At 59.2% G+C, this 25,458-nt stretch carries 22 protein-coding genes; 7 read left to right on the top strand and 15 right to left on the bottom strand.

What is annotated here, in order from left to right:
• Positions 1 to 172: 172 nt before the first annotated feature.
• From fbaA to MHK04_RS05820, 9 genes are all read right to left on the bottom strand, one after another.
• Positions 173 to 1,207 (bottom strand): class II fructose-bisphosphate aldolase, encoded by a 1,035-nt coding sequence (fbaA, locus tag MHK04_RS05860; RefSeq protein ID WP_023019991.1) that lies wholly within the window; start codon positions 1,205 to 1,207, stop codon positions 173 to 175.
• 143 nt (positions 1,208 to 1,350) lie between these two features.
• The gene (locus MHK04_RS05855) at positions 1,351 to 2,541 is read right to left on the bottom strand and encodes a glycoside hydrolase family 76 protein (protein WP_239208652.1); all 1,191 of its coding nucleotides are present in this window, start codon (positions 2,539 to 2,541) and stop codon (positions 1,351 to 1,353) included.
• Between the two features lie 54 nt (positions 2,542 to 2,595).
• Complete coding sequence (locus tag MHK04_RS05850) at positions 2,596 to 3,267, bottom strand: TrmH family RNA methyltransferase (RefSeq protein WP_411350908.1); 672 nt, start codon at positions 3,265 to 3,267, stop codon at positions 2,596 to 2,598.
• On the bottom strand, positions 3,254 to 3,844 hold the full coding sequence (gene pyrE, locus MHK04_RS05845) for an orotate phosphoribosyltransferase (RefSeq protein ID WP_051138304.1): 591 nt from the start codon (positions 3,842 to 3,844) through the stop codon (positions 3,254 to 3,256). The genes MHK04_RS05850 and pyrE overlap by 14 nt, the downstream gene beginning before the upstream one ends.
• Positions 3,845 to 3,913: 69 nt before the next feature.
• Entirely contained in the window at positions 3,914 to 5,392 is a 1,479-nt protein-coding gene (locus tag MHK04_RS05840) for a TtfA family protein (protein WP_239208656.1), read from the bottom strand.
• Positions 5,393 to 5,480: 88 nt separating this feature from the next.
• Positions 5,481 to 6,338 carry a sulfurtransferase gene (locus tag MHK04_RS05835; RefSeq protein ID WP_023019996.1) on the bottom strand — a complete coding sequence of 286 codons (858 nt, stop codon included), beginning with the start codon at positions 6,336 to 6,338 and terminating at the stop codon, positions 5,481 to 5,483.
• Positions 6,339 to 6,393: 55 nt separating this feature from the next.
• Positions 6,394 to 8,949 (bottom strand): ATP-dependent chaperone ClpB, encoded by a 2,556-nt coding sequence (gene clpB / locus MHK04_RS05830; protein WP_239208658.1) that lies wholly within the window; start codon positions 8,947 to 8,949, stop codon positions 6,394 to 6,396.
• 132 nt (positions 8,950 to 9,081) lie between these two features.
• On the bottom strand, positions 9,082 to 10,464 hold the full coding sequence (locus tag MHK04_RS05825; protein ID WP_239208660.1) for a TetR/AcrR family transcriptional regulator: 1,383 nt from the start codon (positions 10,462 to 10,464) through the stop codon (positions 9,082 to 9,084).
• Between the two features lie 291 nt (positions 10,465 to 10,755).
• The gene (locus tag MHK04_RS05820) at positions 10,756 to 12,129 is read right to left on the bottom strand and encodes a sodium/glutamate symporter (RefSeq protein ID WP_023019999.1); all 1,374 of its coding nucleotides are present in this window, start codon (positions 12,127 to 12,129) and stop codon (positions 10,756 to 10,758) included.
• A gap of 178 nt (positions 12,130 to 12,307) precedes the next feature.
• On the opposite strand from MHK04_RS05820, the gene MHK04_RS05815 reads away from it, so the two are divergent.
• Positions 12,308 to 13,480 (top strand): FAD-binding oxidoreductase, encoded by a 1,173-nt coding sequence (locus MHK04_RS05815; RefSeq protein WP_200288588.1) that lies wholly within the window; start codon positions 12,308 to 12,310, stop codon positions 13,478 to 13,480.
• Here MHK04_RS05815 and MHK04_RS05810 read toward each other — a convergent pair.
• A complete protein-coding gene (locus MHK04_RS05810) occupies positions 13,477 to 14,292 on the bottom strand; it encodes a carbon-nitrogen hydrolase family protein (protein WP_239208662.1) in 816 nt (271 codons plus the stop codon). The two genes, MHK04_RS05815 and MHK04_RS05810, sit on opposite strands and share 4 nt — an antisense overlap.
• Before the next feature lie 91 nt (positions 14,293 to 14,383).
• Here MHK04_RS05810 and MHK04_RS05805 point away from each other — a divergent pair, with 91 nt between their 5' ends.
• Positions 14,384 to 14,647, top strand: a complete 264-nt coding sequence (locus MHK04_RS05805) for a hypothetical protein (protein WP_034656015.1) — start codon at positions 14,384 to 14,386, stop codon at positions 14,645 to 14,647.
• Positions 14,644 to 15,810 carry an alpha/beta hydrolase gene (locus MHK04_RS05800; RefSeq protein WP_239208664.1) on the top strand — a complete coding sequence of 389 codons (1,167 nt, stop codon included), beginning with the start codon at positions 14,644 to 14,646 and terminating at the stop codon, positions 15,808 to 15,810. Before MHK04_RS05805 ends, MHK04_RS05800 begins: the two co-directional genes overlap by 4 nt.
• Positions 15,811 to 15,861: 51 nt before the next feature.
• Here MHK04_RS05800 and exaC read toward each other — a convergent pair whose 3' ends face one another.
• The 5 genes from exaC to dnaK form a co-directional block, all read right to left on the bottom strand.
• Positions 15,862 to 17,382: an acetaldehyde dehydrogenase ExaC gene (gene exaC / locus MHK04_RS05795; RefSeq protein ID WP_239208666.1), complete on the bottom strand. Its 1,521-nt coding sequence runs from the start codon at positions 17,380 to 17,382 to the stop codon at positions 15,862 to 15,864.
• A 244-nt stretch (positions 17,383 to 17,626) separates the two neighbouring features.
• Complete coding sequence (locus tag MHK04_RS05790; protein ID WP_239208668.1) at positions 17,627 to 18,076, bottom strand: heat shock protein transcriptional repressor HspR; 450 nt, start codon at positions 18,074 to 18,076, stop codon at positions 17,627 to 17,629.
• A 20-nt stretch (positions 18,077 to 18,096) separates the two neighbouring features.
• A complete protein-coding gene (gene dnaJ / locus MHK04_RS05785) occupies positions 18,097 to 19,302 on the bottom strand; it encodes a molecular chaperone DnaJ (protein ID WP_239208670.1) in 1,206 nt (401 codons plus the stop codon).
• A 96-nt stretch (positions 19,303 to 19,398) separates the two neighbouring features.
• Positions 19,399 to 20,106 carry a nucleotide exchange factor GrpE gene (grpE, locus tag MHK04_RS05780; RefSeq protein ID WP_239208672.1) on the bottom strand — a complete coding sequence of 236 codons (708 nt, stop codon included), beginning with the start codon at positions 20,104 to 20,106 and terminating at the stop codon, positions 19,399 to 19,401.
• Positions 20,106 to 21,956 (bottom strand): molecular chaperone DnaK, encoded by a 1,851-nt coding sequence (gene dnaK / locus MHK04_RS05775; RefSeq protein WP_005325523.1) that lies wholly within the window; start codon positions 21,954 to 21,956, stop codon positions 20,106 to 20,108. Before dnaK ends, grpE begins: the two co-directional genes overlap by 1 nt.
• A 451-nt stretch (positions 21,957 to 22,407) precedes the next feature.
• Between dnaK and MHK04_RS05770 the strand changes: the two genes are divergently transcribed.
• The 4 genes from MHK04_RS05770 to MHK04_RS05755 all read left to right on the top strand — a co-directional run bounded on the left by MHK04_RS05770 (position 22,408) and on the right by MHK04_RS05755 (position 24,886).
• Positions 22,408 to 22,584, top strand: a complete 177-nt coding sequence (locus tag MHK04_RS05770; RefSeq protein ID WP_239206754.1) for a hypothetical protein — start codon at positions 22,408 to 22,410, stop codon at positions 22,582 to 22,584.
• A gap of 197 nt (positions 22,585 to 22,781) precedes the next feature.
• Positions 22,782 to 23,972 (top strand): sensor histidine kinase, encoded by a 1,191-nt coding sequence (locus MHK04_RS05765; RefSeq protein WP_239208674.1) that lies wholly within the window; start codon positions 22,782 to 22,784, stop codon positions 23,970 to 23,972.
• A gap of 90 nt (positions 23,973 to 24,062) precedes the next feature.
• Positions 24,063 to 24,215, top strand: coding sequence for a hypothetical protein (locus MHK04_RS05760; protein WP_239227017.1), 153 nt, complete (start codon positions 24,063 to 24,065; stop codon positions 24,213 to 24,215).
• Positions 24,203 to 24,886, top strand: a complete 684-nt coding sequence (locus tag MHK04_RS05755; RefSeq protein ID WP_239227015.1) for a response regulator — start codon at positions 24,203 to 24,205, stop codon at positions 24,884 to 24,886. Before MHK04_RS05760 ends, MHK04_RS05755 begins: the two co-directional genes overlap by 13 nt.
• Positions 24,887 to 25,458 lie beyond the last annotated feature (572 nt).

Raw genomic sequence — 25,458 nt, 5'->3', positions numbered from 1 at the left:
CCCGGCCCCACCACCCGCCAGCGCCGCCCGCCAGCGGCTCCTACCAACGGCGCCCGCCAGCGCCGCCCGCGAAATCCCGACCCTGGCCGAAGACATGAAAAAGCCGCCTCCCACGCGGGGGAAGCGGCCAGTTCGGCGTGCCTACTTAAGGGGCTGCCGCAGCTTAGAAACTTTACTTGGAGAGGGACTTGCCCACAGAGTGCAGGTCCTGGCAAGACTCGATGACGCGCTCGGACATGCCCTGCTCTGCCTTCTTCAGGTAGGAGCGTGGGTCATAAACCTTCTTGTTGCCAACCTCGCCGTCAATCTTGAAGACGCCATCGTAGTTTTCCATCATGTGGCGAGCAACCGGGTTGGTAAAGGCATACTGGGTATCGGTATCCACGTTCATCTTGATGACGCCGTAGCGAAGTGCCTCTTCAATCTTTTCCTTCTCGGAGCCGGAGCCACCGTGGAATACGAAGTCGAAGGCGTACTCGTCCTCACCCAGGCCGAGCTTCTTCTGTGCAACCTTCTGGCCCTCAAGCAGGACCTCTGGGCGCAGCTTCACGTTGCCTGGCTTGTAGACGCCGTGAACGTTGCCGAAGGTAGCGGCCAGCATGTAGCGGCCCTTCTCACCGGTGCCCAGGGCATCGATGGTCTTTTCAAAGTCCTCCGGGGAGGTGTACAGGTTAGCGCCTGCCTTAGCCTGAACGCCGTCCTCTTCGCCGCCGACGACGCCGATCTCAGCCTCGAGGATGACGTGCGCGTTCTTAGCCTTTTCCAGCAGCTCCTGTGCGATGACCAGGTTCTCATCGATTGGAATAGCGGAGCCGTCCCACATGTGGGACTGGAACAGCGGGTTCTCGCCGCGGTCGACGCGCTCCTGAGAGATAGCCAGCAACGGGCGGACGTACTCATCGAGTACCTCCTTCTGGCAGTGGTCGGTGTGCAGCGCGATATTGACGCCGTAGTGCTTCGCGGCCTCATGAGCGAATGCGGCCAATGCCTGAGCACCCTTGACCTTGTCCTTCAGTGCCAGGCCGGAACCGAAGGCTGCACCGCCGGTAGAGAACTGGATGATGCCGTCGGACTCGGCCTCCGCAAAGCCCTTCAGAGCTGCGTTAATGGTCTCAGAAGAGGTGCAGTTGATAGCGGGGAACGCGAAGCCATTCTTCTTCGCGGTATCCAGCATCTCGTTATAGACCTCAGGGGTTGCAATTGGCATGAATTTCCATCCTTAAAAGTGGGTTTGTGGTCAAACACGTTCCAGCACCCAAGTATGCCCGTTTCACGGAATTTCTGCCGCAAAAACTCTGTGACATTTTCAACCCATCTATGCGCGCCGCACAACTGGCCCGCCCCTGCGGACTATTTAGATAGATGCCGCGTCACGCGAGCGCAGGCCTCCATCAGCATCCATCCGGAAAGTTGCACGGACAAATCGCGCTCGTCCACGCGGATGATGCCTACCTTCTCACTCATGGTGCGCCGGCCGAAGCCGTAGTTATGCGGCAGGCGCGCATCGGACAACCAATCAGAGCCGAAGATCGGCAGACCATCAACCTCTAAGCGGTGCTCCCACACCGACTCGGCCGAGGCCATCACCATGCGCGCGGCCAGCTTCTTCGTCGCACGGTTGGCGGGAGAATCGCCGGGCAGGCGTACGGCGACGTCGGCAAGGTAGCGCATCAAAATGCCCTTAAACAGGCCACCGTCACCATCGCCGGTCTCCCAGTCCACCACGCCCGAGGGGGTAGCCATACCCGAAGCCACGGTCTGCACTAGGCCGCGGATGCGGATTATGTAGTCCATCATCTCGGAAGCCAGCTCGGCCTCGTGTACGCTGTCGATTTGCTCCAAATCACCGATACCGGCCTTTTCCCGCAGCGCCAGCACAATTTCCAAGCACGCACCTAGGACCACGCCTTGGCAGTAGGGGTGGATGTTTTTTACCACCTCAGGGCCGTCCATGCGCATGCGGACGCCGTCCATGATGTAGCCGTCGTCGTCAAGCAGGTGATCGTAGATCCAGTCAATGATGCGCCGCGCTTCCTCAATGCGCCCCATCCGCGCCAACATGATGGCGCCCGGGCCATTGGAGGGCACGTTCATGAAATTCTCGCCGAGGCGCCACGGCAGCACGCCGAGCGATTCATCGAGGCCTTCGTGGATATTGCGCTGCAGCTCCGCCAAACGCTTCGGCGTCTTCGCCTTCTTTAGCTCCTCCACGCGGCCGAAGGCCAAGGCGAGCCACCCCTTGTCATCGTAGTATTTATTCTTCGTCAGCTGCGTCAGGTTGCGGATACGAATACCCCGCATGGTGTCGAAGATGCGCTGTCGGCGCACCTTGGTGTTATTGCGCAGCGCCGCGTCAATGAGGCAATCCAAATAATGGGCCTGCCACCAATAGTGCCAATGGATGAAGAGTTTTTCTTTCGTGGTAGGCGGCCAGCTCACCACCGCAAGATTGGTGCGCGGCAGGCCCCACACAGGGTGCGCGTGGCGCTCATTGATGGCGGCTTCTGCGAGTTCGGCGCGGTGGGCCCATTTTTCTTCCACGATTCCTCTATCACTCCAGTTACGCGGGTAGATATAGCTAGTGTAACGATCTTCCTACCAAGAATCGGCTAGATCAGCGTGCTGGCGAATCCAGGTGTGCATGGCGATTCCGGCCGCGACGCCTGCGTTGATGGAACGGGTGGAGCCGAACTGGGCGATGGAGCAGGTCATCACGGCGGCGTCCTGGGCCGCTTGTGTCACGCCGGGACCTTCCTGGCCGAAAAGTAGAAGGCTGTGCTCGGGCAGCTCGGCCGTTTCCAGGGGCACGCAACCGGGGGTGTTGTCGATGGCGACGACGGTCAGCCCCTCCTCGGCCGCCCACGCAATAAGCTTCTCGACGCTCTCATGGTGCATCAAGTGCTGGTACCTATCCGTCACCATTGCCCCACGCCGATTCCACCGCCGGCGGCCGACGATGTGCACTGTATCGACGGCGAAGGCGTTGGCGGTACGCACGACGGTGCCAATATTGGCATCGTTTTCAAAGTTCTCGATAGCGATGTGCAGGCTATGCCGGCGCTTATCGATGTCCCTTTTGATCGCTTCCCTGCTCCAGTAGCGGTAGGCATCGACGACGTTGCGACGGTCGCCTTCAGCGAGCAGCTCTGGGTCGTATTTCTCAGCCTCTGGCCCTTGCGGCAGCGGACCTTCCCACGGTCCTACGCCATGGCGGCCCTCGTTCCACTCGGTCGGGCCCTTGGCCTCGTCTGCGTTAGGCAAGGTCAAGATCGCCCAGGCCCAACAGGGAGCGGTATTCAAGGCCTTCTGCGGCGATGACGTCGCCGGCACCAGTCTCGCGGTCCACGACGGTCGCCACGCCAACGACCTCGGCGCCAGCCTCGCGCAGCGCAGCCACGGCGGTCAGCGGGGAGTTACCGGTGGTCGTGGTGTCTTCTACGACAAGGACCTTCTTTCCTTCCACGTCCGTGCCCTCGATGCGGCGCTGCATGCCGTGCTTCTTGGCTTCTTTGCGCACGACGAAGGCGTCGATATCGCGGCCGTCGGCATGCATGATGGAAGTAGCAACAGGGTCAGCGCCGAGCGTTAGGCCACCGACGGCCGCGAAATCCCAATCGGCGGTCAACTCGCGAAGCAGCGCACCGATGAGGCGGGAGGCCTCGTGGTGCAAGGTAGCGCGGCGCAGATCCACGTAGTAGTTAGCTTCCTTGCCCGAGGACAGGGTCACCTTGCCGTGGACTACGGCCAGTTCCTTGACTAGCTCGGCAAGGCGGGCTTTCTTCTCGGCATCCAGGTTCTGGGCATTCGCGGTGTGCGCATTGGTGTTGTGAGAATCCACAGTCATCTGCTCCTTGTCGTGGTTCGTGCGCGGCGGTTCGCGCGTGGTGGCAGGCCGCCAGTATCGGTCTCTAGGCTACTCTTCCCGGCGCGGGTCCGATTCCTCGGCTGCACGGGAATCGGCCGCGCCGGGGGCGGGCCCACTAGTGGAATCTTCGGAGGGGCCGTCGAAGATGGAGGCAGCGCGGAACTGCTGGCGCGGCAGGCGGGCGGTATGAGAATCGGGGGTGGGGCGCTCGCGGCCGTCGGCAATAGCGTCTACTTCGTCGCCGCCTAGCGCGCTGTGTTCGACCGGGCCGCGGGTTTCGGAGTACGCCCGGGACGGCATGTGCAAAGGCTCTTCCGGCCGCTGGATGACGGGACGCTCAAACACGGGCGCACCGGCAGCCGGCGCACCGCCGACAGCTTCCGCGATGGGCTGGGCGGGAATCTCGCGAGCTGGATCCAATTCCTCTAGTCGCACCACGTGAGTGGCCGAGGAGCGCGGTGGCAAGACACGGGCGGCGTCTGCCAATAACGCAAGCGGCGGTAGCATCGCTTCCCATTCCGCGGAGCGCGCCTGCTTCGTAGTCTGTGCTAGCACCCACTCAGTTTCCATCCACAGTGCGGTGACCGCTTCGGGCATTTGCTGCAGGGCGACGTGAACACGCTCGTCTACCATGCGCTCGGTAACAGCACTATCCGAGGAATACACATCAAACCCCTCAAGAGTCATGGCTAAATGCAGATCCTCGGAGGCCTTCGTGTCTTCGCGGTCGAAGCGACGGAAGTCCACCACCATGTCTGAGGCCGCTCCGGTGCGCATCGCCATGACGTTGACGCCATCAATATCCATCAACAGCATCTCGTGGCCATACACGTTTCCCGCGACAATGTCTTTTGGCGCCGCACCGGTAGAGGCCACTCCCCTCGTCCATTCATCTACGAGGTAAGGATCGGACTTCATAAATTCGAAGCCTTTTGCTTCTGCCCAACTGCGGCGCTCGCGACGCAACGTTCCCGGCAGAATCGGCCGATGGCGGGTGTGCGGCTTGGAGGGCGCGCGGTTCTCGCTCGCGGTCTCCTGGCTCGGATTGTGGCTTCGCTCGTGCTTCGGCTCGTTGCTCGGCTCCTGGTCTGGTCCGCGCTCAGGGGTTGGCTCAGGGTCTTGCTGGGTTTCAGACTCCGGTGCGGACTCTGGTGCGGCTTCGGCATGGGACTCGGGAGCTGGGGCAGCTGGCGAAGACGCTAGGTGGGCTGGGTCGACAGCGGGGGCATCGCTAGAGGTCGAGTCAACGGGAGCGGTATCGGAAGAAGCAGGCTCGGCGGACTCGGTGGACTCGGTCTTGGGCTCAGGCTCGGGGGAAGCGGCGTCGACAGGCGCGGCGTCTGCGGGAGTGGTGTCTGCAGGAGCGGTGTCCGCGGGCGCGGTGTCTGCAGGCGTGGCGTCAGCGGGCGTCGGGTCCGTGTCGGCGGAGAGTGTAGGGGCGGAGGTGCGCTGTTTGCCGTCGTAAAGCAGCAAGGCACCGCCGACAATGCCGAGAAGTAGCGCCAAAGCAAGGATTAGAAAAGCCATCACCCCACGATAGTAGTAGGAACAAACAAGCCCTCAGCGCTCGGCGCGCGGAGGCGGGAGGCTGAGGGCGAGGGGTGAGCGTGGGCGATTAGCCGTTGACGGTAAGGCGGTCGCCGCGCTCGACAGGGTTCTTAGGGTTAGCGGACCACTGCGACCAGCCGCCGACATAGTGGCGCAGGCCGGTGAAGCCGGCGTCGTGCATGGCGGCGAGGGCGAGGGCGGAGTGGTTGCCAGAGCCGGAGTAGATGATGGCGCCTTGGACATTGTCGGGGGTTAGTCCGGCGTCGAAAAGAACTTCGCGGATTTCACCCGCAGACTTCCAGGTGCGCAGGCCGTCGTTGTGGAAGAGGCGCTCCGGCACATTGACGGCGCCGGGGATATGACCGGCCTTAAGGTCGAGGTTTTCGCGGCGGCCGGCAAAGCGGTTGCGGGTGCGGGTATCGATGAGCAGGCCATCGTGACTGCGCACGTCATCGATGGTGGCCACCGGCATCTGGCCGGGGTTTACCGTGGCGCTGGCGCCCACGGCGAAGTTGCCGGGGCCGGTCAGCGTCGTATAGCCCAGGTGGCGCCAATTGGCCAAGCCGCCGTCGAGGATGCGGACGTTGTCCAAGCCGGCCCAGCGCAAGGTCCACCACGCGCGGCCGGCGAATAGGCCGCGCCCCTCGTCGTAGACCACGACGGGGCGGTCCTCACGGATTCCCCACTGGCGGAAGTGCTCCTGCAGCTTATCCGGATCCGGCAGCGGGTTGCGGCCTACCTGTGAACCGGGGAGACCGGCGAAGGAATTAGCGGTATCGCTAAACAGTGCCGTAGGAATATGCAAGGAAGTGAACTGGTTATAGCTCTGACGCAGCTGTGGCTGCCAGTGGGTGGCCAAGAGGGTAAATCGTTCGCCGTGATAAATGGATTCGCGGAGTTCTTGTGGGGAGACCAAAATGCTCATGCCCCGAGTCTAGGGGCATGAGCAGGATTTGGCGCGGCGGGCGGTACGCGGCCGACTAGCGGGCGGCGATGTCTAGCTCGGCACCGCCATCTGCGACGTCCACGTGGACAGTGTCGCCATCGACGATATCGCCGGCCAACAGCTTCTTGGCGAGCTTGTCACCAATGGCCTGCTGGATGGTACGGCGCAGCGGGCGGGCACCATAGGCTGGGTCGTAGCCGCGCTCGGCCAGCCAGGACTTGGCAGAATCCGAGACTTGCAAGGTCAGGCGGCGGGCGTCGAGGCGCTCGGCCAAGCCACGCAGCTGGATATCGACAATGCCGCGTAAGAGCTCCTCAGAAAGGGGCTCAAACATAACCACGTCATCGAGACGGTTGATGAATTCAGGCTTGAAGGCCTTCTTCACCGCATCCATGGTTTCCTCCCGGGTGCCGCCGGCGCCCAAGTTGGAGGTCAAGATGATGACGGTATTGCGGAAGTCGACGGTGCGTCCCTGGCCGTCGGTAAGCCGTCCCTCATCCAAGACCTGTAGGAGGACGTCGAAGACATCGGGGTGGGCCTTTTCTACCTCGTCGAAAAGCACGAGCGTGTAGGGGCGACGGCGCACGGCCTCGGTGAGCTGTCCGCCGGCCTCGTGGCCGACGTATCCCGGAGGAGCACCAACGAGGCGGGAAACGGAGTGCTTCTCCCCGTACTCGGACATATCGATGCGAACCATCGCGGATTCATCGTCGAAGAGGAAGTCCGCCAGGGCCTTCGCAAGCTCGGTCTTGCCCACGCCGGTAGGACCGAGGAAGAGGAAAGAACCGGTGGGGCGGTTCGGATCGGCCACTCCCGCACGGGAACGGCGCACAGCATCCGATACCGCGGTAACGGCTTCCTTCTGGCCCACCACGCGCTTGCCCAGCACGGATTCCATATTGAGCAGCTTTTCTGTCTCGCCCTGCAGCATCTTGCCGGCCGGAATGCCGGTCCAAGCGGAGACGACCTCAGCGATGGTGTCTGGGCTTACTTCCTCATCGAGCATGGTATTGCGCTGCTCGGTGGCCTTAACTTCGGCGGCCGCAAGATCCTTTTCCAGCGGCGGAATCTTGCCGTAGTTAATCTCAGAGGCGAGTGCGAGGTCGCCATCACGCTCGGCGATTTCTGCTTGTCGGCGCAGGTCATCGAGTTCTTCCTTGATGTTTTGCACATCATCGATGGCCTTCTTCTCATTAGCCCAGCGGGCCTTGAGCTCGCCGAGCTTCTCGCGCTGGTCCGCAAGCTCACCTTGCAGGGTGGCCAGGCGGTCTTGAGAAGCAGCGTCCGATTCCTTCTTCAGCGCGAGCTCTTCAATCTCCATGCGGCGGACGATGCGCTCGAGCTCGTCGATTTCCTGCGGGGAGGAATCGATCTCCATGCGCAGGCGGGAACCTGCTTCGTCGACAAGGTCAATGGCCTTATCCGGCAGGAAGCGGTTGGTGATGTAGCGATTGGACAGCTCGGCGGCCGAAACCAACGCGGAGTCCATAATGCGCACGCCGTGATGCACCTCGTAGCGCTCCTTCAGGCCACGCAGAATACCGATGGTGTCCTCCACGGAGGGCTCGGCAGCATAGACCTGCTGGAAGCGGCGCTCCAGAGCGGCGTCCTTTTCGATGTACTTGCGGTACTCGTCCAAGGTAGTGGCGCCTACGAGGCGCAGCTCGCCACGGGCCAGCATGGGTTTGATCATATTGCCGGCGTCCATAGAGCCGTCACCGGTAGCACCGGCGCCGACGATGGTGTGCAGCTCGTCGATGAAGGTGATGATCTCGCCCTCAGAGGACTTAATCTCATCGAGCACGGCCTTTAAGCGCTCCTCGAATTCACCGCGGTACTTAGCGCCAGCGACCATGGAACCCAAGTCCAGGCTGATGAGGGTCTTGCCCTTGAGAGACTCGGGGACATCGCCAGCCACGATGCGGCGGGCCAAGCCTTCCACGATGGCGGTCTTGCCCACGCCGGGCTCGCCAATGAGTACCGGGTTATTCTTCGTGCGCCGGCTGAGCACCTGGACCACGCGGCGAATTTCCTGATCACGGCCGATGACCGGGTCGATCTTGCCTTCGCGGGCGCGAGCAGTGAGGTCAGTGGCGTACTTTTCCAAGGCCTGGAATTGGTCCTCCGGATTCTCGGAGGTTACCTTGGCAGCACCGCGCACGGAAGGGAAAGCGCCCTTGATGGCGTCATAAGTAGCACCGCGGCCAGTAAGCAGCTCGGCGGCATCGGTCTTGGAGGCGGCGATGGCAGCCAGCAGAACCTCGGTGGAAACGAATTCATCACCAAGCTCACCGGCCAGTTCCTGCGACTGCGTTAGGACGTTGAGGCCGTCGCGGTTAAATTGCGGGTTGGCCATATTGGCACCCTCGGCCTTGGGATAAGAATCAACAAGCTCGCGGGCTTCCTTGAGCACAGTATCCGGATCTACGCCGGTGGCCTTAAGAACCGGAGCGGCGATTCCGCCGTCCTGGCTGAGAATTGCCGCCAGCAGGTGAGCCGGGCGGATATCCGGGTTTCCATTAGAAGAGGCGGTTTGCAGGGCGTCCTGCAAGGCCTCTTGTGTTTTAGTGGTGGGGTTAAATGAGTTCATGTGTGCGTTGCTCCTTCTAAGATTTATTCACCCACTGTAGGGCTTCACTTAGTACAACGCACCCAGAGTTGAGCCTATTCCACTCAACCTAAATATTTTTGAGCGTAGGTCGCTCAACTTTGCACAGGGTGATTAAACCTGCTTGAACTCCTCGTTTTCATGGCCAAGAATCTGCAAGCCATGGGCGATGGCAAAGAAGGACACGGTTACCACCTGGATAAAAAGCGCCCACTTGAGATCTTCATTAAAGCTCTTGAAATCGCCGATGCTACACAGATGGGCAATGCCATTGGCCCCTGCCCACACGGCCAAAGTGCTGATATAAACCAGCTGGTCGGTGGGAGTAATTCCCATCTCGATGACAAACTTGCGGAGCAGATCCATCATGATGGCGAAGTTCTTGGTCATGCCCTCATGCGAGCTACCATCACCATTGTGCGGAACTACAGAACCGCTGGCCAGCGCAATAATGGAGCTGAAACGCTCTGGGTACATCATCGCGTAGTTAAAGTAGGCGGCCGCAACAATCTGCAGGCGGTCTACCGTGGGGGTGTCATCCGGAAGCTCGGCGAGGCAGGCCTCAAAGATCTCCGCCATCTCTGTGGTGGTGAGAGTTTCTGCCACCTCACGCAGCGCGAAGTCATTGTCCACAATGGTGGTCAGGAAGTCTTTGGAGGTACCAAGCTTTTCGGCCACGTGGTCAAAGAAGCGACGGTCGACGCCGTTGCGACCAGCAACGCGCAGCGCGGCCTCAATAATGACCTTCTTGGCTTCCTCCGGGTCCATTTGCTCGAGGTTATCCGGGGCCATGAAGGGCTTTTCACGTTCGCTGCCCATGACCTTTTCTACAATGCCGCGGGCATCGTTCATAATGGGGCGGCGCTGCGGGATCTGCTTATTTTTAAACCAATATTGCAGGGCATCAACCACGAGGCGATCCACCTGCTTCAGGTTAGCGGCGCGAATAACGGCATGCTGCAGGCGCAAGATGCCCACCACACTCAGGTGGCCCATGCCATGGATGAGCGACCAGAGGGCCAAAGTAATGCGGCCGATTTCCAGGGGCGAGATATCTCCGTCTGCCGCTACGACGGCACCCTGCTCTTCGGCAAAGCGCTTGACGACGTTCAGCGCCATGTCCGCACCCGGCGTGCCCGACTTTTCCCCCTTGGCAAATTGGCAGACCCGCTCCTCATCCATGGCATCGTACCGTTCGAAAAGGTAGTGGTAGATGTCGGGCTCGTCTTGCGCGTAGGCAAAGTAGGCCTCCGCCAACTGCATGAGGACATCGCCGCCAGAGTTACCCTCTGGCAGGTGACGTGCAGCCTCCACCATGTATTCAGACATGCGGCAATCCAAAAAATCTGGGATTTCCGCAAGCATGGCAGCACCGCTGCTAAATTCCTCAGAAACCGCCTCCGGCGAGAGGCCAGCCTGGTCTGCCACAGATTCCACGGTAACGGCCTGCTCGCCTTCGCAACCCGCTACATAAACAGCGGCTTCCAGGATAATCACCCGCCTGGAAGCCCCATCCAACTGGTACATCTATTTCCTCATCACGCCAGAGATTGACACCAGCTGATTCTAACAAATTTTAAGGTTTAGGGATAGTCCCAATCGATTGCACTTTTCAAGTATTTTTACCCTCACCGATGTTGACGGTGGTAGCGGGGCCGATAGTCCATGGTCGCGACCGCAGCCGCGTCCACCCGCCTCGCACTGGGAACCATTTTCTAAGTTTTGGTGCGCCCAATCTCATAGTTTTTTAAGGTAGCGATGCGGGAGGGGGGACGTCGGCAAGCGCGGCTATTCCTGCCTTTGTCCTACATGGCCAATACCCTCTTGGAAGATGGTGCCGCGCGGTGGCATAAGACGCATGGATTTAAAGGCGATATAGACGCCGATGGAAATCGCCAAGGAAATGGCGCCGAAAATGCCGGTAAACCCGTACATGACGGCCATTGGCGCGATGATGGTCCACGAGATTTCAAAGGGTCCGAAGCCGATATAGGCCATGCCATATTCAGACAGGGTGCCGGACTTGAGCTTGGGATCCACGATCTTCAGGATGGCAATGCCGGTCGCCACGGTGGCGGTGGCCCAACCCCAGCCAAAGATGCCGCGCTCAATCCAGCGCTCACCAAAGAACTCGGCCGGGAACCACAGCAAGAAGAACACACAGAAGATGGTGCCGAGGATAAAGAGGAGAAGAAGCGCCTGCCAGTAGGAAGCAATGGCGGCCGGAACGATGGCGGCCACGCCGAAGGCAATGAGGTAGTCCGTGGCTGCTCCGGAGATGGAGGAAATGGAGTCCTTATCTAGGTAGTCCTCGGCGCCCACGAAGTTCATAAGCGCGCGGAAGAATAGTCCCACCACCATGGACATGGCAAAGAGCGGCACGGAGACATTCTCCCAGATGCTGCTCAAACCCTGGTTGATGCCGTAGGCAGTCATCACGGTCAAGATGATGAAGCCGAAGTGCAGTGCGAGCGGCTCGATGGACGAGGGATTGGTGGTAGCGCGGCCGAGCGACGGACGATCATCAATGTTTTTGATGTAGCCGCGGCGCAGCTCTTCCGGCAGCTCCTTGGGCACGTGGGAAACCTTGCCCTTGCGGATGCCCCAGTTGCCGGCGATAACGCCGCCAATGATTGCGGCCAGCGTGCCGACGGTCGCCGAGGTAAAGCCCAGCGAGGATGCCGCATCAGCGCCTACACCTTCGAGCGCGCCACCCACGGCCGCGGCGGTACCAAAGCCGCCGGTAAAGCCAACGGGCAGCATCATGCCGAACCAATTTGGGGTATCAAATAGCGGCGCAAAGAGGAAAAGACCCAGCACGATGAACAGGCCCCACTGGCCGGTAAACATCATGGTGGAGTAGCCCCACATATTGCGCGCACCCTTGCCCATATTTCCGCCTACTTCCATGGAGTAGGCCATAGACGCAAAGACCACCGCGATGAGGATGGAGGTGTAGTCACCCAAGTTATCGGAGAAGTTAATCCAACCCAGCACGTTTGGACCAACCAGCAAGCCGATGAGGCCGGCGGTAATCGGGGCAGGTAGCAACAGGTCCTGGAAGATGAACTTCACTTGGTGACGCAGGACATTGCCGATGACCATGAGCAAAGAAATCCAGCCCACATCCAGCATGAGCGTATAAGCGGAAAAATCTTCCATGGAGACCCTTTCTAGCTGTGCAATTATGGCGGCTTGCCCCGTTAGAGGGCAGACGGATAGGGAATACAATACCTTCCACTAAGTGATCCACAACATAGGCTCCCGTTTTCACCCCCACTACAGCTTTCAGTATGTAGCTCGACCTCCGGTGCGGCACCGACTATTAGGATGATGAGACATGTGGGAATTGGGCGAGCATTTTCGAAATTACGCAAACGAGTACCGCGATGCGGTGCACGAGCATTTCTTTAACGCGGTGCCCGAATCCCGGCAAATATTCGCCCTGTCTATGCGCGATACCCATACCTCTCTGGTCCCCGCGCTGGCGTGGGTGATTGAACGTACGGAGCCGGGACAGCCCCTGCTTTCCGAAGTCTCTGCAAAGCTCACCCAACTCGCCCGCGATCACCGCCGGCATGGGTTTCCGGCCGAGATTTATTCTCGTTTTGAACACGCCCTGATAGCGGGCCTGCGAGTCCTGGCACTGACGCAGTATCAGTACGATTTCGCCCGCGATGTCATCCACCGCATATGCACGACGATGGCCCAGGTTGCCGGAGAATCTGATGCCGCCGGCGAAGCACCGGCGCACTCGGCGCAAGTGGTGGCTGTGGACCATCCCACCCGTGATACTTCTATTATTCGCGTGGAAGCCGGCTTAGCCGTGCCCTATCAACCGGGACAGCACTTTCCCGTGACCACGCAGTACTTGCCCGGTCAATGGCGCATGCTTACTCCCGCACAGCCTAGCGACGGAACCGGCCAGTTAGTCTTCCACGTCTCCACCGCGGGTGAGGCCTCTCGGTCCCTCGCGCACGCGCAGCCCGGTGATTGGTGGACCCTTGGCCAGCCCGCTGGTGGAATAAGCCTCCACAACGCGGGCGCAGAAGAGCTAATCATCATTGCCTACGGCACCGGATGGGCCACGGCCCGCTGCGCGGCGCTCGCCGCGCTGGACGACGGCGACCACAATCACGTACCGCGCATCTTTGCCGTAGCGGGCAGCCCCGGTGCCCACTATGACACCTACTTCCAGCAAAATCTGGCAGCGCTAGGAGTCCGAGTGCGCCGCATCGTGCGGGAAGAAAGGGACCCGTGGTTGCTCAACGCCCGCGAATTGGCCCCCGGTGCCGATTATGTGGTCTCCGGAGAGCCGACCGATGTAGTAGTCAACGAGGTGGAGTTATCCACAGGCACTCCCCCGCGCTTCCTGCTCGTCGGCCCCGCCGAAGAGGTTGCGGAAGGTAAACAAGAGTTGGTTAAGAAGGGCTTGAACAAGCAGCAGATCGATGTCCTTAGCTGGGGCCGCGACGGGCGCTGGCAGCCGGAAGATTACGCAGCACTCGCCTAGTCCGCAGGGGTCACGACCGGCAAGGTGCGACGGGTTTTCGCTACCTCATTCGGATCGATCTCGGCATAGTGGATGTCATCTTCGTAGCCAGCCTCGGCCACGCGCACCCCGTTCGGATCAACGATGGTGGAATGACCAATGCCCGTCGGGCCGGAGGGATTGCCCGCTTCTGCGTCACCGCCTGGGCGCGATTGGCCGGCCGCCACAATGTAGCTGGTGGAATCCAAGGCACGCGCGGCCGTAAGCAGGCGCCACTGCTCCAGCTTGCCAGGGCCGTCTGCCCAGCTGGTAGGCACCACAATAAGTTGTGCGCCCTGGCTAGCTAGCTCCTTGAACTGCTCCGGGAAGCGAATGTCATAGCAGGTGGCCGCGCCCACTACAAGGTCATCAACATCAAAGGCAACCAGCGATTCGCCGGCCAAGACAGTATCCGATTCGCGGTAATCGAAGGCGTCATAGGTATGAATCTTGTCGTACCCACCTAACACGCCAGGCCCTGCAATAAGCGCTGTATTGCTAACTCGATTGATGGTCTTGCCATCGCGCTCAACGGTATCGGCGGGGCAAAACATGCCGGCTACGACGGTAACCTCGAGTTCTTCCGCCAGAGCTTGGATTGCCGTGGCAAACGGACCTTCGAGTGATTGCGCCTGCTCATCAAGACGCCCGGAGCGGAAATTCTGTGACGTGGCCTCTGGCAGCACGATAAGTCGCGCCCCATTTCCAGCGGCTTCACGGATCTTAGTTAGGGCTATCTCTTGGTTTTCGGTGATATTTCCGGTGGATGTTAACTGCACTGCTGCTACCTTCATGCCTCCCAAAGTAATGAAGCGGAACCGAGTTATCCACAGGCTGCCTCTGTGCCCATAGCGCCGAACTGCGATGTCCATCAGGCTAAAGGGCATGAACTATGTAGAAATTCCCACGCACTTACCCGATTATGTCCGTTCCCTGCTCTCACGGCCTCCGCTGCCATCGCCGACGGCCGCGCTCGATACCGCCTGCAGAACCGCGGACGCGCTGGGGCGAGCCCGGTCTGCTTGGTCCAGCGCCGTGTCCGCAACTGAGGATGCCACGGCCGAGCAATTGCGCTCTGTCGCGGACTTCCTCAGCACCGCCGCCGGGGTGGATTCCCGGCTAGGCCAAACCCTAGGAGCTGCTCGATGACCCTTTCTGCGGCTTTAAGAAATAGCGCTAGCCAACTGCGCACAGAACGCTCTGAACTGAATCTTCGTTTTATAGATTCACACCCTGATTGGCTTGATCTATCGCCGGGAGGGCCTGCTGGCGACGCCGCTCGGACCAGCTTGGCAGGCTATACCGACTGGCTGGCACCGTCGTTGCATCAGATGGAGCATGTTGCCGCCACCCTTGACCGCCACGCCAACCTGCAGGCCCGCCGTGAGGAACTAGAAGACCGCATCATCGCATTCCTAGGCCAGATAGACGAGCGCAATGTCGCGGCGGCCCGCGCCGCTGGGCTCCTATTAAATCAGGTACGAGCATTGGGCGATTCCCTCGATTGGCTCTGTTCCCAAGAAATTGATGCCCTGTGTACGCCTGCTGGTGTTTCTCCTCCCGTGCGGTTTGAAGAATTTTCCGATCTACCTGTGGACACCATTCACGAGATTAACCTAGCCCAAGCCAACGAGCACGTGGCTCAGCTGGCCACGAAAAACCCAGATATGAAGGTATTAGAAGCAAGTGACGGACGGCTGGTTGCCATGGTGGATCCAGGCGAATTCCGGACCACGCCGGCATCGCTCACCACATTTGTCGAAGGAGTTCACTCCTCCGATCCAGAAACCTGGCAGCGCGCGGTGGACCGGGGCCGCAACTTAGCTAAAGCCAGCGGTGGGCCGGCCGTGGTGTGGTTAGGCTACCAGGCGCCATCTTCCCTGCCTCGGGCGATTCATGCTGATCCCGCGCGCACCGCCGGCTCGGAGCTCGTCCGGTTTCAGCGCGCGCTTGGTGCGCGTTATCCGCAGGCCAAGCGCACCGTAGTGGGATATTCCTATGGTTCAGTAGTCACCGGGCACGCCGCTAAGGAGGACAAGATTGCTGATGACGTAGTGCTCGTCGGCAGCCCCGGAACCGGCGCTAGCCACTCCTCAGAACTCCATGGCCGCATCTGGGCAGCTACCAACGCGCACGACCCCATCGCCATTGCGACGGGGCCGCACGGCGGCATCCATGGCCCCGATCCCACCACGGATGCCTTTGGTGCCACTCCCCTTCCCGGCGCAGATGGCCTCCCTGGTGACCACGGCACCTATTGGGAGGACCCACGGTTCCTGCGCGGCCTAGGCCAAGTGGCACGGGCGCGCTAGGCCGCACGACATTGTGGAACCGCCTGCACAGTTTTACCCGCGGGAGGTGTTTTAGAACAGGCCGGCCGGCTGAGCCGAGTAGGAGACCAACATATTCTTAGTCTCCTGATAGTGGCCCAGCATCATCAAGTGGTTCTCACGGCCAAGGCCGGATTCCTTGTAGCCGCCAAAGGCGCTGTGCGCCGGGTAGTCATGGTAGTGGTTTACCCATACGCGGCCTGCCTGAATATCGCGGCCGGCGCGGTAGCAAATGTTTTGGCTACGCGACCATACGCCTGCACCGAGGCCAAAGTTAGTAGCGTTAGCGATGGCAATCGCCTCGTCATAATCTTTGAACGTAGCTACAGAGAGTACTGGGCCGAAGATCTCCTCCTGGAAGATGCGCATGTCATTATTGCCCTTAAACACGGTGGGCTCAATGTAGTAGCCCTTTTCCAAGCCTTCTACCTTGTTCACGTGGCCACCGATGAGGGTTTCCGCGCCTTCCTGCGGGCCGATCTCCAGGTATTGCTTAATCTTGTCCATCTGCTCCTCGGAAGCCTGCGCGCCCATCATGGTTTCCGTATCAAGTGGGTGGCCAATCTTGATCTTCTTCACGCGCTCAATGGCCAGCTCCAAGAATTTATCCGCAATGTCCTCGTGTACCAGGGCGCGGGATGGACAGGTGCAGACCTCACCTTGGTTGAGGGCGAACATAACGAAGCCTTCAACGCACCTTTCCAGGTAGGAATCATCTTCATCCATGATGTCTTTGAAGAAGATAGATGGGGATTTACCACCCAGTTCCAGGGTGACGGGGATGACCTTGTCTGCGGCGGCTTTGTTGATGATCTTGCCCACTGGAGTAGAGCCGGTGAAGGCAATCTTGGCAATGCGGTCCGAGCCGGAGAGTGCCGCGCCTGCCTCCTCACCTAGTCCGTTGACGATATTGAGCACGCCAGCAGGGAGGAGGTCACCGATAATATCCATGAGAAGCAGGATTGAGGCAGGGGTTTGCTCCGCTGGCTTCATAACAATGCAGTTACCTGCAGCCAGTGCGGGCGCGATCTTCCAAGCGGCCATGAGCAGCGGGAAGTTCCACGGGATAATCTGGCCCACTACTCCGAGCGGCTCATGGTAGTGGTAGGCCACGGTGTCCTGGTTGAGCTGGGATAGGCGGCCTTCTTGGGCGCGGATGGCGCCGGCGAAGTAGCGGAAGTGATCTACGGCGAGCGGAATATCGGCGGCAAGGGTTTCGCGCACAGCCTTACCGTTCTCCCAGGTTTCAGCGACCGCGATCTTTTCCAGATTTTCCTCGATGCGGTCCGCTATGCGGTGCAGGAGCAATGCGCGCTCGGCTGGAGTGGTTTTGCCGAAGGTCTCGAAGGCTTTTTCCGCGGCGTCGATAGCCAGGTTGATATCGGCTTCTTTGCCGCGAGCTACCTGGCAGAATACCTCGCCGTTGACCGGACTGATGTTGTCCATATATTCGCCGTCGACGGGTGCTACCCACTGGCCGCCAATGTAGTTGTCATAGCGTTCGCGGTAATCGACGATGGAGCCTTCGGTTCCCGGAGCTGCGTACAGGGTCATGGTGCGTGTCCTTTCCTGGAGAATACGAGGATCATCGGTGGTACATGACACTCGTTATTGTTTATGTGCCATAGGTCACCTTTGTGTTGAATATACTAACCCCAAACTTTGCAACGCGCACTGATTGCAGCTATCCCCTTTGCAAGCCTTAACATCACACCGTCACTGTGCAGGCAGAAGAAAACCCCGCAGCCAGCGGCGACGCTGGTTGCGGGGCGGGATGTACTCGTCTGCAGAGTAAGAATTAGTCCTGACCGTTACCACGGCCGCGGGCGCGTTTACGCTCGCTCGCGGTACGCGGACTCCACATCACCACGGAGGTAGACCGAGGGACATGGACAAGTTCGCCGCTGCGCTGCGGGCGGCGCCCGGCGGCCTGTTCGCGCAGGGTCCGAACCTCTTCAGCTAGGGCGTCGCGCTCGGCTTCAAGGCGATCGCGTTCCTCGGTCAGCTCGATGATGGACTTGATTCCGGCAAGATTGACGCCATCATCTTGGGACAGCGCTTGAATCTTGCGCAACAGCTCGATGTCGCGGTCGGAATAGCGGCGGCCACCGCCACGGGTACGAGCCGGGGAAACCAAGCCCATGCGGTCATAGGTTCGCAAGGTCTGGGCGTGCATTCCGGATAGTTCCGCGGCCACGGAAATCACATATACCGCGGTGCCGGAATCTTCTGCCTTTCCAGTGCTCATGCCTTAACACACCTCCTACCCTAAGCCTTCTCGGCGTCGGCCCAACCCGCACGCGGGTTGAAACCGGAGTCCTTTTCCGCTTGAGCATAGGTACGCAGGGCGCTGGAGGCGGCGGCATCGAGTTTGGTGGGCACGGTGACCTGAACGGTAACCAAAAGGTCACCGGAGTTGCCCCCGCGCTTGGCGATGCCCCTTCCACGCACCCTCAGCGTTCGCCCGTCCGGCGTGCCGGCGGGGATCTTCACGCGTACCGGGTTATCCAAGGTAGGAACCGCGATGGTATCGCCCAAGGCCAGCTCCGTGAAGGAGACCGGGACGGTAACGTGCAGGTCATCGCCTTCTCGAGTGAAGACCTTGTCCGGTTTGACGGTTACCGCCACGAAGAGGTCACCGGCTGGAGTGCCGTTCGGTCCGGCTTCGCCCTGACCAGCAAGGCGAACCTTTTGGCCGTCAATGACGCCGGCAGGGATGCGCACGGTGATATTGCGGGTGCGATGAACCGTGCCGGTACCGTGGCAGTCCTTGCACGGGTCCGTGATGCGGCGGCCGGTGCCATCGCAATCCTTGCAGGGGGCGGAAAAGCCGAAGGCGCCGCGGTTTTCAGAGGTAAAACCGGTGCCACTGCAGGTGCCACAGGTAGAGGTCTTGCCGGATGCAGAACCCGAGCCGTGGCACGTGGTACACGGAGCATTTCCGCTCAGCGCTAGGGGGATGGTGGTTCCCTTGGCGGCCTCGCGGAACTCGAGGGTTATTTCCGTTTCGACGTCGGCCCCCCGCGACGGTTTAGCTGAGTGGCCAGCACCACCGCCGCGGTTGAAAACGCTACCGAAGATATCCCCAACACCGCCGCCTTGAGCCGCTCCTCCAGCGGATCCTCCGAAGAGGTCCGAGAGGTCGAATTCTTGCGCACCTTGTCCACCCATGCGCGTGGATCGAAACCCGCCGGGAAATCCGGCGCCTCCCATCCGTCCAAAGCCCCCACCGTTACGGAGCATGGCCTTGAACTGGTCGTATTCCTTGCGCTCAGAGGCGTCGGAAAGCACGTCGTAGGCTTCCGCCACCTTTTTGAACCTTTCCGCTGCTGCGGGGTCGTCGGGGTGGGTATCGGGGTGGTTTTCGCGTGCTAGCTTGCGGTAGGCACGCTTAATTTCATTCTGTTCTGCGGACGAGGAGACCCCCAGATCCGCATAATAATCTTTGTCTGCCCATTCGGGTTTAGCGCTCACTGGGCATCTCCTCCTTTCAAAGAGAATCGATAAAGTTAAGTAAAAGGGCGCCGCGGGAAGGTCAATCGTCAGTTCCCAGGGCGCCCTTTATGTTATTTACTCGGAATCTTCCGAGCCGCTGGACTCATCGCTGGGGTCCGCGATGATGACCAGGGCATTGCGGACGAGCCTGTCGCCCACACGGTAGCCCTTGCGCAGCACGGTGCCCAGCACCTGCTCATCGCCTGAAGACAAGTCCTGCACGGCCTCGTGAACCTCCGGGTCGAAGGCGTCGCCTTCTTCGCCAAAGGCGGCAAGCTCGTGCTTTTCCAGCGTGCTGTGGAGCTTATCCGCAAAAGCCTTGAGCGGGCCTTCCAAGTCACCGTGTTCATCGGCCAGTTCCAGGTCATCAAGGACAGGCAGAAAATCTGCGATGACCTTGGCCTTGGCGGTCTCGATTACGGCTTGGCGGTCGCGCTCGGTGCGGCGGCGGTAGTTGGTGTATTCCGCATTCAGACGCTGTAGGTCTTCCGTGCGTTCTGCCAACTGTGCTTCCACATCGCTGACGCCGTTGCCAGCGGGCTCTTCACCCGCGGCCTCGGCCTCTACTTCATCAGCGTTGACGTCTGCCAGCGCTTCTTCAAGGTCAGCATCGAGAGTGGGATCCAGCTCGGCTTCTTCGGTGGCATCAGCCTGCGCTTCCTTCGCGGCCTGGGCCTCCTCAGCCTGCTCGGCAGCAGCCTCAGCGCGGTCAGCCGAGGTAGCCTCCGGATCCGTGTTTTCCGGGTCACCTGGGTTATGCGGCATTCCGCTGTCCTGAGTCATTACTTATTGCCATCCTTATTCTCATCCTCGTCAACTACCTCAGCGTCGACGACGTTCGGGTCACCCTGAGCAGCGCCAGCATCAGCCGCGCCCTCAGCACCAGCCTCAGCAGCCTGTGCTTCGTAGATCTGCTTGCCCATCTCCTGAGATTCGGTGGACAGCTTCTCCACTGCGGACTTGATGGCCTCGAGGTCATCGCCCTTCAGAGCCTCATCAACGGCGTCAGCAGCCTCGGTAACCTTGGTCTTAACATCCTCGGATACCTTGTCAGCATTGTCGTCCAAGAACTTGCGGGTCTGGTAGGAGGTGGACTCTGCGTTATTGCGCAGCTCCTGCTCCTCGCGGCGCTTCTTGTCCTCTTCGGCGTGCTGCTCAGCATCCTTGACCATGCGGTCGATTTCTTCCTGGGACAGGCCGGAACCATCCTGAATCTTGATAGTGTTTTCCTTGCCGGTGCCCTTGTCCTTTGCAGTCACGTGGACGATGCCGTTGGCATCGATATCGAAGGTGACCTCAATCTGCGGAACACCGCGCGGTGCCGGAGCAATACCGCCGAGCTCGAAGGAGCCGAGGAGTTTATTGGCAGTGGCCATCTCGCGCTCACCCTGGAAGACCTGAATCTGCACGGAGGGCTGGTTGTCTTCTGCGGTGGTAAAGGTCTCGGACTTCTTGGTCGGAATGGTGGTGTTGCGCTCGATGAGCTTGGTCATCACGCCACCCTTGGTCTCAATGCCGAGGGACAACGGGGTAACGTCAAGAAGCAGCACGTCCTTGACCTCGCCGCGCAGAACGCCTGCCTGCAGGGCAGCGCCTACGGCAACAACCTCGTCCGGGTTAACGCCCTTGTTGGCATCCTTACCGGTGAGTTCCTTGACCAGGTCCGATACGGCCGGCATACGGGTGGAGCCACCAACGAGAACAACGTGGTCAATATCGCCGACGGAAAGGTCAGCATCCTTGATGACCTGGTTGAACGGAGCCTTGGTGCGATCCAGCAGATCCTGGGTGATCTTCTGGAACTCGGTGCGGGTCAGGGTCTCGTCCAAGAACAGTGGGTTCTTATCGGAGTCAACCGTGATGTACGGCAGGTTGATATTGGCCTGCTGGGAGGAGGACAGCTCAATCTTTGCCTTCTCTGCAGCCTCGCGCAGACGCTGCACGGCGCGCTTATCCTTGGTCAGGTCAACGCCCTGGGAGGTCTTGAAGCGGTCTACCAGCCAGTCAACGATGCGCTGATCCCAGTCATCGCCACCCAGCTCGTTATCGCCGGCGGTTGCCATAACCTCAACCACGCCATCGCCGATTTCCAGCAAGGAGACGTCGAAGGTGCCGCCGCCCAGGTCAAATACCAGGATGGTCTGCTCCTGCTCGCCCTTTTCCAGGCCATAAGCCAAAGCGGCTGCGGTTGGCTCGTTGACAATACGGAGCACGTTCAGGCCTGCAATCTGGCCAGCTTCCTTGGTGGCCTGGCGCTGTGCGTCCTCGAAGTATGCAGGAACGGTGATAACGGCGTCAGTAACATCCTCGCCAAGGTAAGCCTCTGCATCGCGCTTCAGCTTCATCAGCGTGCGAGCAGAAATCTCCTGGGAGGTGTAGTCCTTGTCATCAATGTTGATCTTCCAGTCAGTGCCGATGTGGCGCTTGACGGAGCGAATGGTGCGGTCAACGTTGGTTACCGCCTGGTTCTTAGCGGACTGGCCAACCAGAATTTCGCCGTTCTTTGCAAAGGCAACGACGGAAGGCGTGGTGCGAGAGCCCTCGGAGTTAGCGATAACGGTGGACTCGCCACCTTCCAGTACGGAAACGACGGAGTTCGTCGTACCAAGGTCAATACCTACTGCGCGTCCCATGATTTCTTCTCCTTTTATCTTGGGGTAATTAATAAAGTTGATTGTCAGTGACTCAACTTCTCGTTGTGTCCGAGCGCTACTGTAACAGAACTTTCACACCCAGTCACACAACCTTGAGCCTATGTCACTCAATCTCTACAACGAGCAGCCTACAAAAGTTATTCCCCAAGACTCAACTTTTTCTCAAATATCCCACTTTTACCAGCTCACCGCCGCTCTTTCCGACGCCCACTTTCCCACCCCTGCCCATTAACCCCCTCCCCCACACAGCCTCATACCCAAACGGAGATCCTTAAACATCTCTAAGAGGATCCAAAAGTTACCTCAGAAAGGATCCAAAAGAGGATTGGCGGCGCGCCCCCACTGCCGCATACTAGGAATCACAGCAGTTAAGAGCTGCTACCCCAGAGAGAGATTGTAGTTTTACTCCGCCTATCCGAAAGGAATGTATATGTTCGATTCCCTAGTAGACCTCAGCTCCGCCATCGACTTCGAGGCACTCGTCAAGGGCATCAAGGGCCTCGTCGAGGCTTCCTCCGAGTCCAACACCGACTCCGAGGGCCTGTCCTCCGTATTCGAGGGCCTGTCCTCCAAGGATGACGCAGAGGCTGCTGCAGAAGCTAAGTAATTAGCACTCTGCACTCCTTCATGAAGACCAGCTAAACCCCCTCACCTTCTACCTCCGCACGGAACCCACCACAAGGAACCGCGCACGAAGGTGCGGGGGTTTCGCTGTTTTCAATCGCTGCTCTACGTTCGCTGCACCCGCACCGCTGTACATAGACTAGGGAGATAAACCCCGTTGAGCCTTAGCAACCAGGAAGCGTGGACCGCATCGTGCCGAAATCTTCACAGCCACCCATCTACCAGCGCATCCGCGCGGCCATGACTCTGCAGCGAACCGCCGCGTTAACTGCAGTGATTTGTGTGACGTTGACGTTACTCGGCGCTTTCTTTACTCCCACCGAGCACCAGTTATCTGCTGCCATCTTTGGCTTGGTTCTAACTGTCGTTACCACCTTAGCTTTCCGCCGCCCAATCACGATGTCAGTAGTCTTTGTTGCCGTATGGATGAGCTCGACATTCGCTGTGGGCACTCCTTACCTCTGCTATATTTTTTTAACCCCAATTTTCATTGCCGTCATCGCTTATCACGGCAAAAATTGGCAAACCTTTGCAGTCGGTGCTGTCTTTTGGGCGGTCGGCCTTATCGATCCCGGCACCGCAAAGATCAGCGTTAATCCTGCTGCCGCTTTTGCTTGGGCAATGTTTATTGGAGTCGGTGCAGTAATTGGCGCGACTTTCGCGCACTCTGCGCAGCGATACAAAACAGCCATGGTCGAGTGGAACGCCGATGTACAACGGCGACAATCAGATCTCGCCGAAACTCTCCATAACTCCGTGGTCTCGAGCCTTACTGTTAACACGATGCAGCTAGAAGCCCTAAGCCTCGAATATTCCAAAGACCCGAAACTCGCTAAACGCTTAGATGAGCTTAGCGATTCCATGCGCTCATCAATGTCCGAAGTGCGCGCACTAACTAAGGTTCTCCGAAACAATATCGAAGGCGTTTCCGACGGAATAAGCTTCGGTTCCACCACCAAACCTGATAGCTTTGCCCAGCTTCTTTCCCAGGAAGAAACCCGCCTTTCAAGGCTCAATCGAAAGCCACTTGTGGAGGTAAGCGCCGAGGATTTTGCCCCGCATTTTCCTCCGAAAACACTGGACTCCATCGCTGCCATCACCACGGAAGCCTGCTTGAATGCCGTGAAGTACTCACCCGCAGGCGCTGAAATCGTAATCTCGGTGCGACCTCACCTCGGTTGGACCGTCATAACAATCACTAACCCAGTATCTAAGCCCACAAGCACTAACGCTGACATGTCTTCGGGTATCGGCATGGCATCAATGTCGCGTATTGCGGCGACAATTGACGCTCGTGTCGATGCTAAGCTTGAGCACAATCAATGGGAGCTTTCGCTTTTCCTTCCACCCTCTACCCAAAAGGCTGGTTAGCTTCGACACGTCGCCTAGCAAACCTAGATGGCGTACACTAAGCTATCGCTTGTTTCTGACTAAAGCAGACTTTATTAAAGGATTCCGCATATGCAGGCCGCACTTGCTAGTTTTCTCGCTCCATTTTTGCTGTCCTCTTCTCTTTTGGGAGGACTAACGCCGGGCGATCTTTCACCCACCACTGAATATCAATCGCCGGTCGATATGGTCTTTGGTTGCCCGTCGCCGTGGTGCCCGAAGTAAAAACTTCCCTTTTGGTCGTCGATGACGACCCACTTGTCCTCGAAGCATTGGGGCGTTACTTCGCCTCGGCCGAGGACATGGAGGTGCGCGCCACCGCAGAAAATGGCAAGGTCGCCCTCGATATATTGCAAGAGCAAGACTTTGACGTCATTGTCGCGGACATCCATATGCCCGAGATGGATGGCACTACCCTCTTGCGCGAGGTCAACAAGATGGAAGCCCCGCCGGTCTTTGTCGCGATGACCGCGATGGACAATGATGAGACCCTCAAAGAGGTCATGTCCAATAAGGCTGCAGCCTATATTTTGAAAAGCTCCAAGCCGGTCTACATCTTGGATACCGTGCGCGAGGCTGTACGCGGCGGCACGGTTGTCACCCCGCAATCCCTCACCCGCTTATTTGAGCAACTTCCCGATTGGAACACTGAGGGAAGCGATGCTGATGTGGCCGCCGCAACCGCAAGAATTAAGGACAACCACCATATCTCGCCTGCTTTAGAGCAGGTTCTGGACCTGGTCTGCCAAGGCAAGTCCAATGAAGAAATTGCCAAGAGCACACACTACGCACCGGGCACGGTGAAGAAATATGTATCTACCCTGCTCAGTGAATTCCATGCCAAGTCCCGCCTCGAACTGGCGGTGAAGGCGCTCAAGGCCGGCTACGGTTCTTAGCCCCCGATTGTTGGACAATCCGGGGGTGGAATACCCCCGGATGTGTCAATACCCCTTCTAAACCCCACATGCTGGGGTTTATTTTTTGTTTTTCTACCCCCGTCCGTCATTTCCCAAAGGAGACTAGCATCACGTTTGTCGCTTCCCTATAATTACGGCAACACCAAACTTCATAGTATTTCCTAGGCAACAATAGAACCTGAACCTGCAGGGTTGCCGCACGTCAGAGCGCTATACCGCTCACGTTTCTTCCTCTGCCCCTATAGTCACGTCATAGAAAGCAGGTGAGTGTTGAACACCAACCTGGCGCGCGTTCGTCGCAGCAGCGATAGGCCTCCCGTCCGCATTCGGCCCGCATAAAGGCCCGCTGAACATCGCATTTCACCACGAATCTCTGCGACCCTCACATTGCGTCGCGCGCACCCGCGTGTTCGCTCCTCACCCAGCTGCACCCTGCAGCACCACATAGCTCACCGCTCACCATCCAGACGCCGTATCGCCCGGCAGTCCCAGACCGGCGCAGATACATCTACCTTCACTCCCGCGTGAAGGGTGGTGTCTAGGATGTGACC

Source organism: Corynebacterium nasorum (genome assembly GCF_022345765.1).
GTDB lineage: Bacteria > Actinomycetota > Actinomycetes > Mycobacteriales > Mycobacteriaceae > Corynebacterium > Corynebacterium kefirresidentii.
The sequence above is the reverse complement of the archived record's forward strand: the minus strand, read 5'-3'. Positions and strand labels throughout refer to the sequence as shown.